This window comes from Gluconobacter cerevisiae (assembly GCF_015244675.1).
GTDB classification, from domain to species: Bacteria; Pseudomonadota; Alphaproteobacteria; order Acetobacterales; family Acetobacteraceae; genus Gluconobacter; species Gluconobacter cerevisiae.
The window spans coordinates 20733-33199 of record NZ_JABCQO010000008.1 but is presented as its reverse complement, the minus strand read 5'-3'; the positions used below and the strand labels follow the sequence as shown (position 1 = coordinate 33199).

At 55.9% G+C, this 12467-nt stretch carries 9 protein-coding genes; 6 read left to right on the top strand and 3 right to left on the bottom strand.

Annotated elements, in window-relative coordinates; translation table 11 throughout:
- Positions 1 to 46: 46 nt before the first annotated feature.
- Genes hutU through HKD21_RS09930 form a run of 3 tightly spaced genes read left to right on the top strand, consistent with a single transcriptional unit; the run spans position 47 to position 4456 of the window.
- Entirely contained in the window at positions 47 to 1732 is a 1686-nt protein-coding gene (gene hutU / locus HKD21_RS09940; protein WP_194255551.1) for a urocanate hydratase, read from the top strand.
- Between the two features lie 7 nt (positions 1733 to 1739).
- Positions 1740 to 3287, top strand: coding sequence for a histidine ammonia-lyase (gene hutH / locus HKD21_RS09935; RefSeq protein WP_194255550.1), 1548 nt, complete (start codon positions 1740 to 1742; stop codon positions 3285 to 3287).
- A gap of 23 nt (positions 3288 to 3310) precedes the next feature.
- A complete protein-coding gene (locus HKD21_RS09930; protein ID WP_194255549.1) occupies positions 3311 to 4456 on the top strand; it encodes an alpha-hydroxy acid oxidase in 1146 nt (381 codons plus the stop codon).
- On the opposite strand, the gene HKD21_RS09925 is transcribed toward HKD21_RS09930, so the two are convergent.
- Genes HKD21_RS09925 through HKD21_RS09915 form a run of 3 tightly spaced genes read right to left on the bottom strand, consistent with a single transcriptional unit; the run spans position 4449 to position 7553 of the window.
- Positions 4449 to 4982: a HutD/Ves family protein gene (locus tag HKD21_RS09925; RefSeq protein ID WP_194255548.1), complete on the bottom strand. Its 534-nt coding sequence runs from the start codon at positions 4980 to 4982 to the stop codon at positions 4449 to 4451. The genes HKD21_RS09930 and HKD21_RS09925 overlap by 8 nt on opposite strands.
- Entirely contained in the window at positions 4979 to 6385 is a 1407-nt protein-coding gene (locus tag HKD21_RS09920) for an FAD-binding oxidoreductase (RefSeq protein WP_194255547.1), read from the bottom strand. The genes HKD21_RS09925 and HKD21_RS09920 overlap by 4 nt, the downstream gene beginning before the upstream one ends.
- Positions 6386 to 6398: 13 nt before the next feature.
- Positions 6399 to 7553 (bottom strand): histidinol-phosphate transaminase, encoded by a 1155-nt coding sequence (locus HKD21_RS09915; RefSeq protein WP_194255546.1) that lies wholly within the window; start codon positions 7551 to 7553, stop codon positions 6399 to 6401.
- 693 nt (positions 7554 to 8246) lie between these two features.
- On the opposite strand from HKD21_RS09915, the gene HKD21_RS09910 reads away from it, so the two are divergent.
- The 3 genes from HKD21_RS09910 to HKD21_RS09900 are packed head-to-tail and all read left to right on the top strand — an operon-like array spanning position 8247 to position 12392.
- Entirely contained in the window at positions 8247 to 10481 is a 2235-nt protein-coding gene (locus tag HKD21_RS09910; RefSeq protein ID WP_228121322.1) for a TonB-dependent receptor domain-containing protein, read from the top strand.
- Positions 10481 to 11884, top strand: coding sequence for a purine-cytosine permease family protein (locus tag HKD21_RS09905; RefSeq protein WP_194255544.1), 1404 nt, complete (start codon positions 10481 to 10483; stop codon positions 11882 to 11884). The genes HKD21_RS09910 and HKD21_RS09905 overlap by 1 nt, the downstream gene beginning before the upstream one ends.
- Positions 11859 to 12392 (top strand): Rid family hydrolase, encoded by a 534-nt coding sequence (locus HKD21_RS09900; RefSeq protein WP_194255543.1) that lies wholly within the window; start codon positions 11859 to 11861, stop codon positions 12390 to 12392. Before HKD21_RS09905 ends, HKD21_RS09900 begins: the two co-directional genes overlap by 26 nt.
- Positions 12393 to 12467: the final 75 nt, after the last annotated feature.

The following is a 12467-nucleotide window of genomic DNA, read 5'->3' as shown; positions in this document are numbered from 1 at the left end:
TGCGATCTGAGTATTGGTATATACAAGTTCATACAGGATGAAGCCCATGAGTGATCCCGGCAACCGCCTTTCGAATGATCGTGTCATCCGCGCCCCGATTGGCCCTGAACGTTCGGCAAAAAGCTGGCAAACAGAGGCGGCGCTCAGAATGCTGATGAACAATCTGGATCCCGAGGTCGCGGAAAAGCCATCCGAACTCGTTGTTTATGGTGGCATCGGTCGGGCTGCCCGAAACTGGGACTGCTACGACAGGATTGTCGAGGCGCTGCGCGATCTGGAAGATGACCAGACGCTTCTGGTGCAGTCCGGTAAGCCGGTTGGCGTGTTTCGGACGCATGCGGATGCTCCGCGTGTGCTGATCGCAAACTCCAATCTTGTGCCGCACTGGGCCACCTGGGAGAAGTTCAACGAACTCGATCGGGCCGGGCTCATGATGTACGGGCAGATGACGGCGGGATCGTGGATCTATATCGGCTCGCAGGGCATCGTTCAGGGTACGTATGAAACCTTCGTAGAAATGGGACGCCAGTATTATGGCGGCAGCCTGAAAGGACGCTGGATTCTGACAGGCGGTCTTGGCGGCATGAGTGGTGCGCAGCCTCTGGCGGCTGTCATGGCCGGTGCGTCCATGCTGGCGGTTGAATGCGAGCCGTCCCGTATCCGCAAGCGTCTGGAGACGGGATATCTGGATCGTCAGGTCGACACGCTCGATGAGGCTCTGGATATGATTCAGGATGCCTGTGCGAAGGGTGAGGCGGTTTCCGTGGGGCTTCTTGGAAATGCCGCGGAAGTCTTCCCCGAACTGGTGCGGCGCGGTATTCGACCGGATGGCGTGACGGATCAGACTTCCGCCCATGATCCGCTGAACGGCTATCTGCCTGCGGGATGGTCGCTGGAACAGGCCGAGAAAATGCGGATCACCAATCCGGAAGCAGTCGAGAAGGCAGCACGGGAGTCCATGCGGCTTCAGGTTGAGGCCATGGTGGCATTCCACCGTCAGGGTATTCCAACCTTCGATTACGGCAACAATATCCGCCAGATGGCTTTTGATGAGGGCCTGGAAGACGCCTTCGCCTTTCCGGGCTTCGTTCCGGCCTATATCCGCCCGCTGTTCTGTCGGGGTATCGGTCCGTTCCGCTGGGCTGCGCTTTCGGGAGATCCAGAGGATATTTTTAAGACGGACCAGAAGGTCAAAGAGCTGCTGCCAGACGACAAGCATCTTCACAACTGGCTCGATATGGCGCGGGAAAAAATCCACTTCCAGGGACTGCCTTCGCGTATCTGCTGGGTTGGCCTAGGGGACCGTCACCGCCTCGGGCTGGCGTTCAACGAAATGGTTGCCAGTGGTGAACTCAAGGGCCCGATCGTGATCGGCCGTGATCATCTGGACAGTGGCTCGGTGGCCAGTCCGAACCGTGAGACCGAGAGCATGCGGGACGGATCGGATGCCGTATCCGATTGGCCACTGCTGAATGCGCTTCTGAATACGGCATCGGGCGCGACCTGGGTGTCGCTGCATCATGGCGGCGGCGTCGGTATGGGCTTCTCCCAGCATTCCGGCATGGTGATCGTGGCGGATGGTACACCCGATGCGGCGCGGCGTCTGGAGCGGGTGTTGTGGAACGACCCGGCTACGGGGGTCATGCGACATGCTGATGCGGGTTACGACATTGCAACAGATTGCGCCCGCGAGAAGGGCCTCGACCTTCCCATGATTACGCGCGGAGCCTGAGATCATCATGACGACCAGCATTTTTACACTCATCCCCGGCAAGATTGCACTCAACAACCTACGGGGCTTCTATTTCGGGCAGATGGATGTTCGCCTTGACGATGCGACCTTCGAGGTTCTGCAACGTGCAGCGGAATCCGTGGAGCGTATCGTCGGGCGTGGCGAGCCGGTTTATGGGGTGAATACGGGTTTCGGAAAACTCGCGAAGACCCGTATTCCCGATGACCGCCTGCGGGATCTTCAGCGCAATCTGGTGCTAAGCCATGCTGCGGGGATCGGCCAGCCGATGCCGGAGCGTGTGGTCCGGCTCATCCTGCTGCTTAAGGCCAATGGACTGGCGCGCGGCTATTCAGGTGTGCGTCCGCAGATTGTGCAGCTTCTGCTGGACATGCTGAACCGCGGGGTTGTGCCCGTCATTCCGGAAAAGGGATCGGTCGGGGCTTCCGGCGATCTGGCTCCGCTGGCGCATATGTCGGCTGTGGTGATCGGCGAGGGTGAGGCATTCTACGAAGGTCAGCGTCTGAAGGGTGACGAGGCCCTGAAAGCTGCCGGACTTGAACCTCTGGTTCTGGGAGCCAAGGAAGGGCTGGCTCTTCTGAATGGCACGCAGGCCTCTACGGCGCTGGCGATTGCAGCGCTTCTGGATGCCGAGCGTCTGTTTCACGCCGCCCTCATCACAGGTGGCCTCACGCTTGATGCAGCACGCGGCACGGATGCGCCGTTCGATCCGCGTTTGCATGAACTGCGCGGACAGAGGGGACAGATCGAGTGCGCGGCGGTTTATCGTTCGCTGATGCAAGGCTCTGCCATCCGCGCGTCGCATCTTGAAGATGACGAGCGCGTTCAGGACCCATACTGCCTGCGGTGTCAGCCTCAGGTCATGGGAGCGTGTCTGGACAATCTGCGTCAGGCGGCGCGGGTTCTGGTGATCGAGGCGAATGCGGTTTCGGACAATCCGATCCACTTCCCGGACACGGACGAAATGATTTCGGGTGGTAATTTCCATGCCGAGCCGGTGGCCATTGTTGCGGATCTCATGGCGATTGCCGTGTCCGAGGTAGGCGCGATTGCAGAGCGGCGTCTGGCGCTGCTGGTAGATGCGCAGATGAGTGGCCTTCCGCCATTTCTGGTGCAGGACAGCGGGTTGAATTCGGGCTTCATGATCGCACAGGTCACGGCAGCGGCTCTGGCGTCCGAAAACAAGACGCTGGCCCATCCGGCGAGCGTGGATAGTCTGCCGACGTCGGCTAATCAGGAGGATCACGTCTCGATGGCGACGTTTGCCGCGCGTCGTGTCGGCGATATCGTGGATAATGTCCGGACGATCATTGCGGTTGAATATCTGGCGGCCGTGCAAGGGCTTGATTTTCTGGCGCCCCTTGAAACGTCTTCGCCACTGCTTTCAGTCGCAAAGACATTGCGGAAAACCGTGCCATTCTTTGCGCAGGACCGCCTGTTCACGCCGGATATGGAGGCGGCCCGGGCGCTCATCATTGATGGCGCTCTTGGAGAGTGTGTCGGGCCGGATGTCCCCCTGCCTGTTTTAGAAGACTGATCAGGACGGGAGAATAACGGGGGATGAACCATCATGGCGTCGCGGCTTTGCATCGTCAGGCTGACAGGGTTCTTCCCCGTATTTTTCGTGATTATGTAAATGGCGGTTCTCATTCGGAGCGTACCGTCCGCGCCAATCGTCTGGCCTTTGACCGCTGGGCGGTTGTTCCGAAATGTCTGGTTGATGTTTCGGACTGCGATCTGTCCGCGTCTTTTCTGGGAAGCTTCCATTGGCTTCCCTTCATGTTGGCACCGCTGGGATTTGGCGGCCTCATGTGTCCGGACGGTGAACTCCGGGCTGCGCGGGTCGCGGCCTCGGCGGGTTTGCCGATGGCGGTGTCCACATTCGCCATCCAGTCCCTGGAGACGCTCTCCCGGGTGCCGGGGGTAACGCTCGCGGCACAGATTTATATCTTTCGCGACCGGGGCATTACCCGTGACATGCTGCGTCGGGCGGAGGAGTGCGGCATCCGGACCATCATCCTGACGGTTGATACGCCGATCACGCCGCTCCGGCTGCGCGACGCCCGGAATGGCTTTCGAAATCTGACACGTCCGTCCCTGCGGCATCTCCTCTCCATGGCCACGCATCCGCGCTGGACGGCGGGGATGCTGAGGAACGGGATGCCGAAAATCGGCAATCTGGCGCCCTACGGCATGGGGAACACTCTGATGGAACAGGCCAGAAATGCGGCGTCCCAGATTGATCCAACCCTGACCTGGAAGGATCTGGAGTGGCTGCGGTCTGTCTGGCCGGGGCATCTTGCTGTCAAGGGAATCATGGATGCGGGAGATGCGCTGGCCTGTCAGAAAGCGGGGGCGCAGACGGTCATCATCTCCAATCATGGGGGGCGGCAGATGGACCCGGCCCCATCGTCGCTTTCCGTCCTGCCGGACATTGCCGAAGCCCTGAAGGGCGAGACCGAGATCATTCTTGATGGGGGTGTCCGCTGGGGCGGGGATGCTGTCACCGCTTTGGCGCTGGGTGCTCAGGCCGTAGGGATCGGACGTCCCTGGGCCTGGGCGCTAGCCGCGGGTGGCGAGAAAGGGGTTAACAGTTTGGTAAGCGGATTAGGCGATGAGATCCGCGATGTCCTGCGTCTGGGTGGGATGGTTGATCTTGCGTCGCTTTGGTCTCAGGGCAGGGCGATGCTTCGGCCTGTCAGCTGATACCATAGGCGATCTGACCCGGCTTCAGGATGCTGAGTTCAAAGGAGGCTTCGTCGAGAAGCATGTCGCCAGGCGCAAGCGTGTAGTGCCGACCGCCTATCATGACGTCCCATTGCCCTTCTACGGGCATAAAACCTAACAGGACATTTGAAGGAAGCGTATCCTGTTTGATGCTAATCAGGTTTGGACCTGATCTGTCACAAAAGCGCATCAGGTTCAAAACATTGACGGAACCATTCAGGGGCGTTCCAGTCAGCGGAAGGTCGCCGCTGAACCGAAGAAGATCACCGGGCTGATCCAGTAGAAGGGGGAGGGCGCCTGTTGGGGGAAGAAGCCGAACGCCATCTCCCGTCAGAAGTCCCATCTGTCTGAACAGACCCGGAAAGCTGGAGAATGGTGCAGCCCGGATGATGGTGGCGACGCTAAGACGCCATTCAGGCTGTTCAATCAGCAGTCGGGTCGTGCCCGCGCCGTTCTTCCAGAGTGTACAGGGAACGCTGTTCAGACGGATGTGACGGAGGGTCATGGGGCGTCTGCGGGAACGAGTTTTCCAGGGTTGAGAATATTCTTCGGGTCCAGAGCGGTTTTAATGGCGCGCATGACTGAGAGGGCTGCGGGGTCGTGTTCTTCTGTCATGAAGAGCTGTTTTGCGAGGCCGATCCCATGTTCGCCACTTGCAGAACCCCCGAGTGAGAGGGCGCGACGGATGATTTTATGATCCAGTTCGAGAGCACGTCTTTCCGCATCCACGTCATTGGGCGGGATCAGAATGACCGTGTGAAAATTACCGTCGCCGACATGACCGACAATAGGAGCCAGCAGGCCAGAAGCGTCGATATCGGCTCTGGCACCTGTCATGAGTTCCGTCAGCGCAGCAATGGGGACGATGGCGTCGGTCGTGATGCCTCGGTAACCGGGGCGATAGGCCATGCAGGCCCAGAAAGCATCATGGCGTGCTTTCCAGAGAATGTTACGCTCTTCGGTGGCGGTGGCCCAACGGAAAGACTGTCCACCCTGTCCTTCCACGAGATCGCGCAGCACTGTTTCCTGTTCCGCAACGCTGGCGGGCGAACCTGTCAGTTCGAAGAACATGGTGGGGAGGGCTTCATAGCCCTCAAGACGGGAATACTGGATACAGGCATCCATCTGGACATCGTCGAGCAGTTCCATCCGTCCGACCGTCAGACCGCACTGGATGACAAGAACGGCTGTCTCTACGGCGCTGGCCAGTGTTGGAAACTGGCAGACCGCAGCGCCTACGGCCTCGGGGATGGGATGGAGTTGCGCCTGCACTTCCGTAATCACGGCCAGTGTGCCTTCCGAGCCGATCAGTAGCCCTGTCAGATCATAGCCTGTAGCGGCTTTGCGGACGGCGCCTCCCGTGCGGAGGATGCGTCCGTCGGCCAGAACAGCCGTCAGCCCCAGAACATTCGCACGCATGGTGCCATACCGCATGGCACCGGTGCCGGACGCCCGGGTGGCGCACATTCCGCCAAAGGTTGCCTCTCCGCCGGGATCGACCGGGAAGAAAAGGCCTTGTGTTCGCAGATGGAGGTTCAGATCCTGCCGCGTCACACCCGCCTGAACACGACATGTCAGGTTTTCCGGTGAGACATCAAGAATGTCTGTCATCATGGACAGATCGAGGCTGATGCACTCCGGAACAGGAGTAAGCTGTCCTTCAAGGGACGTTCCGCCGCCGAAGGGAATGACGGGAACATTCTCCTCATGACAAATTTTCAGAGCGTCGGACACGTCCTGTGTGGTGCGGGCAAACAGAACATAAGCCGGCAGAAGGGTCTGATCCGGGTGACGCCACCCTTCGCCATGAGCATGATGCTCCCGGACTGTCGCGTTGGCCGTCAGGCGATCTCCGAAAAGAGGAGCGAGACGCCGGGCGGCGCATTCGGCGGCGGAAGAACCGGTCATGGCGCTTTCCTTTTCAAACTGTGGGAGAGTTGAGGGGCTGTCGGACATGATCGAAGGCCTGTAGGAAAGCATGACTGTCTTCGGAGCGCGCAATGCTGACCCGGATCCAGCTTTCGTAGCCTTTCTCCTTCCAGGGTTTGACGATAACCCCGTGTTCGAGCAGGCGTTCAGCCAAGGCTAAAGCAGATTCGCGTGCGTCGAAGAACAAGAAGTTAGCGAAGGACTGTGCGACGAAATAGCCGCGCTCTTCCAGAGCCGATTTCAGGACACGACCTTCGATCAGGGTTGCGTCCACCGTCCTGAGCATGTGGTCTTGGTCGAGCAGGCTCAACCGCGCCATTTCCAGCGCTGCGCCGTTGCTATTGAACGGATCGCGGACCCGCGTCATGACGGCGGTAAGTCCGACATCCGATGTGAGGGCATAACCGACCCGCAGCCCGGCCAGACCGTAAGCCTTCGAGAAGGTTCTCAGAACCATCCAGGGGCGGGACTGTTTTTCGAGAATGGACAGACTGTCGGCATAATCCTGGGTGGAACGTGCATATTCCCAGTAGGCTTCGTCAATGACGATCAACGTGTCTTCCGGACAGGCATTGATCAGTGTCTGCATGGCATCGCCTGTCATCATGCACCCGACAGGATTGGAAGGGTTCGAGAACATCAGGACTTTGAGTGGAGCAGACGTCACGGCCTCATACAGAGCGGGAAGATCGAAACGGACCTCTGGCGTCATTGGGATCGCCTCTGCCCGGGCTCCCATCATCTGCGGCCAAATCAGATGCAGCCCGAAGGAAGGTAGAACCGTAACGAGGCGATCTCCGGGCCCCAGGAACGCCTCGCAAATCATCCGAATGATCTGTTCAGATCCATTTCCGATAACGATCCGATCCGTGTCGATCCCGGTCTGACGAGACAACCCTTCACGAAGCGCCTCGGCTGACGCATCCGGATAGCGGAACAGGCTGGAAGCGATTTCTTTCCAATGGTCTAGAGCAAATGGAGATGGGCCGTAAGGATTTTCGTTACTTCCCAGTTTGGTAACCTGAGAAATGCCGTATCTTTCCTTAACAGCGCCTTCCGACAAGCCAGCATTATAGACCGGCAGTTTACGGACTTCAGCCCGAGCTAGGGAGAGGGGAGATATCCGATGATCAGGAGTGACAGTCATGCAAAAGCTCCACGGAAGGAATGCCTTCCAACTTGTAAATACAACCATAGATTCTTTACGATATCCAGAGCTCCAAAGAGGTATGAGGATATTTTTCCAATCTTTTGTACAGCACTTCAAGCAGACCGGAATAGAGAAAGATCAGGCTGGATAGGCAAGGGATAAGGTATTGATTGAAGGAGATTTTACAGAAGATTTCATAGGATATCCTTGTTTGTTAAAATGGCATCCATGACGTTGCAAACGCCAAAAAACCAATTCGATATCAGAATAGACATAGACAACCGTTTTTTGTAATGACATGGTTTATCCCGGAAAGGCAAAATGCCTCTCAGTTTCCTCTGTAGCCTGTCAGCGGCTGATGGTGTCTCCTCAACGACTGCTTTGGGAAAGTGCGGGAATATGGTACCGAAAAATAACGTTTCATTATCAAATCAGAGTGCCTGTTGTTTTCCCGCGTCAGGAATCGGATTTACATCGGACATAAAACGAAAGGGAGCATCTTCCTTCCTTGTCTGGATACTCGCAACGACTGCGTTTTCCTGCTACTCAGCTCAGGCTGCAGATCCCAAAAAGCAGACCCGTTCTGTTGCCCATCATACTACGGACACGACACCCCCAGCGAGTTCCATCCGGCCGAAAGCTATACGGTCCCGCCGCGTTACAGCGCACGAAGCGCTGGAAAGCGAGAATATGCAGGTGACGGCCCGTCATGTGCCCCGTGGTGCCGTCACAACGGTATCAGCGGCAGCATTGGCAGACGCTGTACCTGGGACCAACCCACTCAAGATCCTGGCACGTCAGCCAGGCGTGATGTTCCAGTCCGATGATCCGCAGGGTGTGGATACCTGGTCTACCCAGTTTTACATGCACGGCTTTCTACAAAATCAGATCGGCATGACACTGGATGGCATCCCACTGGGCGATCAGGAATTTCACACGTTCAATGGTCTAAACGCCGTCAATGCGATCTCAGCCGAAAATGTTGGACGCCTGGATGTTTCCATGGGAGCCGGAGCTGAATCCGTTGCCAGCACAAGCAATCTGGGTGGCGCTGTCGAATATATTTCTTCCGACCCCAAGCACAAGGCTGGCGGTCTTGCATCACAGACATTTGGCTCAAATAGCGGTTTTCATACGTTTTTGCGGATGGACAGTGGTGACCTGAACAAGAGCGCTACGCGATTTTACGTCTCCTACATGCGCAACGCGCAGGATAAATGGAAAGGTGGCGGCGACCAGTTTGGTCAGCAGGTTAATGCAAAATTCGTTCAACCTATTGGTGAGCGCAGCAGTATTTCGTCTTTCTTCGATTATAACCTGACACAGAGTTACCTGTATCAGGATATGTCCTTTGATATGCTGAAGAATGGCGGATACAGGATCGATAATTTCTACGGAACACCCAACGCCTACAGGAAAGCGTATTTATCCGCGCTTTCAGCAAATGGTCTACCGGGAGGGGCGTTGCCGCCGGGTTACTCAAAGATGTCCGATCCTTGGGATGCATCCTATTACGATGGTGCATTGGTCGAGCGTGACTATCTGGGGGGTCTGAAGGCCAATTTGGCTCTGACGGATCGTCTGCGCTGGGAAAGTGTCGTTTATGGGCACGGGCAGTATTTGCGTGGGACCTGGGCGAACCCTTATGTTTCATCCCCCAATGGAGCGCCGCTGATCGATCAGGCGACCGTAACTCACTCCCAACGTTTCGGTTTTACGTCTGCTCTTCATTACCAGATCGCACATAATGATATCAGCAGTGGCGTCTGGTACGAAAATTTTCATACGGACGTCGGACGTTTTGCCTACGAGGAACCATTGCTTTCGGATGTGGAAGCCGGCAAGGCCAAACCTGTCAATTCAGTAGGAGAGCTTCCCGATCCATACGCTACACTATGGGGGCAGAACTTCAATTCAAACAGCTTTACGGCTTTTGTACAGGACACGTACCATGTCCTTCCCAATCTTTCCCTGCATTTTGGTTTCAAATCACTTCTACAGACTGTGAGAGGCGGACAATACGCCAACGACGAGAGCTATACGGGCGTTGGGCAGATTGCCGGTGGCAGCATCACGACGGCCAGAGCGTTCCTGCCGCATTTCAGCGGAGATTGGCATTTTCTGAAGAATCATGAACTTTATTTCGATATTGCTGAGAACGTAAAATCCTATCCTGTCCAAGCGTTCAAGGAAGGAGCCTCACCCTTTTCTGTCTCGCAGTCTGCATATAACCAGATGTTGCAGAATGGTGGCCTGAAGCCAGAAACGGACTGGAATTTTGCGGTCGGATATCGTTTCACGCACAAATATGCATTGGCATCTGTGTATGCGTATAGAACGAACTTTCACAACCGCTTGCAGCAGGTGACGTCAGGCTCGATCGTCAATCCGGTTTCCACGGTTGCAAATGTCGGCGGTGTGACCATGAACGGTGTGGATGCCGGACTCACACTGATGCCCGTCAAGGGACTCTCGCTGTATAACAGTATCAGTTACAATCATGCGACCTATGACAATAACGTTACAGAAACCGGAACCACCTATCACATCAAAGGCCAGCAGATCGTTGCTTATCCACGCTTCATGTACAAAGCCAGTCTGGCCTATGAGTGGCAGAATTTTTCAGCGCATCTCGATACCCAGTTCCTCGGAACACGCAACTATAGCTATACAGGGGATATGAAAATTCCTTCTTACTGGATCGAAACGCTGGGGGCGCGGTACCGCTTCGGTAATCTTGGAAAATATTCCAAAAGCCTGAATTTCGTGCAGAACCTGACCTTCGAGTTCAATGTCTATAACCTGACGAATACGAAATACATTTCTACGATGGGGGAGACAGGGATTCCGATGTCTGGCGATTATCAGTCGTTTCTCGTTGGCGCGCCCCGTCAGTACTATGGCACACTCAAGGCGGAATTCTGATGGTAAAACAGGGGCGCAGGGCTGAATTCACCCAGTCCGTCGAAGTCCATACGATCTATCGGATTCCGACAGAACACCGGCATGGACGTGTCCGCGACCTGTTCACGGTCTGGTTCAGTACGAACATGACGCTCCTGACCATCGTGACCGGAGCATTAGGGCCAAAAATTTTCGATCTTTCCCTGATCTGGGCGATTGTCGCGGTTATAGCAGGGAATCTGGTCGGCGCGGTTTTTATGGCGCTCCATGCCGCACAGGGGCCGGTGCTCGGTGTACCGCAGATGGTACAGAGCCGGGGACAGTTCGGCGTCTGGGGGGCCGTCCCCATTATTGTTCTGGTCGTACTGATGTATATCGGCTTTGCGGCCTCGAATTGTGTGGTAGGCGGCGAAGCGCTTGACGACGCACTCCCTCTACTCGGGCGCATTCCCGCAGTTCTTCTGCTGGCGTTTATCAGCCTTGTACCTTGTATTTTGGGGTATGGCGCTATTCATGCCTGCTCGAAGATCGTGACGTGGCTGTCCGGAATTGCGGTCATGTACTGTCTCGTGGTGGGGTTCTGGCATATGCCAGTCACGCTTCTGACGGAAATGCATGGCTCGATCGCTGGTTTCTTCGGTATGTTTTCGATCTCGGCACTCTGGCAGATCGCCTATGCACCTTACGTTTCAGACTCATCACGGTATCTGCCTGAGGACAGCCTGTCCGTCAGGAACACATTCTGGGCGAGTTACGGAGGCACAGTTCTGGGGACGATCCTGCCAATGATACTGGGATCCTTTCTGGTTCTGCAGTGGCCTGGCGAAAGCGTGGTGCAGTCATTGGGGCATCTGGCAGGCTTCTGGGGAGTACCGGTTCTGGTGGTCCTGTCCATATCGATCGCTCTGGCCAATGCGATGAGCGTCTATTGCGGGGCGCTGTCGAGCATCACGATCATTCAGACTTTTCTCCCTGAGTGGCGTGCCGCGTTAAGGAGCCGGGTGGTGCTGACATGCGCACTGCTGGGACTATCTCTTTTTTTTGCACTGGGAATGGCGGACAGCTTCATGCAGTCCTATGCCGCTTTTCTGGATATTCTCATGGCCGTCATGGTGCCATGGACTGCAATCAATCTGTATGATTACTATATTTTGTGTCATGGGGATTATGATGTTGAGTCGTTCTTCCAGAAAGACGGCGGCATATACGGATATGTAAACTGGGCCGCTGTTGGAAGTTACGTTCTGGGTGTTCTGGTTGAAATCCCTTTTCTGAAGAATGAATTCTTTACAGGTTTTTTGGTTCCCTATGTTCACAAGGTGGACGTTTCCTGGCTGGTCAGCCTGATTGTGACCACTCTGTTTTATGCATTTGTGTCTCGAAGGAGCAGTGTCGGTGATGTCTCCCGCACCTCTTCCTGCTGACATGTCCGAATGCAACTGGCGCCGATGGTGTCAACTCGGTATGCTTGTTGTCGGGGTCTCTGCGGGCATGCAAGGCGCGTCTGCGCAGTCCGTTCAGCGTTATTCTGATCCAAAAGATGATTTTCCGATTTCGACAGCCGTTCAGGTCTCGGCTGGATCAAGAACGGTTTATGTCTCAGGGTTGGGCCCTGCGACGGACAGGATATCTGGCACAACAACCGCTGAGCAGACGCGAAGTGCATTGGATCAGATCTCGGCGGCACTGAAACATTACGGGATGACGCTTCAGGATATCGTGCAGATGCATATCTATCTGGTCGCTGATCCACGGCTGGGACATATGGATTTCGACGGCATGATGCAGGCCTATCGGACTCAGTTCCGAAGCGCTTTTCCTGCACGGACCGTCATCGAGGTTCCGCATCTGGGCAATCCTCACTGGCTTGTCGAGGTGGACGTGATTGCATCCAGAAGCGACGCAAAAGATAAAAAAATTCCCACGAAATGATGTGTCTGGCGCGATTGCCGGACGACGTTGGCTCGTAGTTTCGGCTTTGAATTTTCAGGCAATCAACAGGAGCAA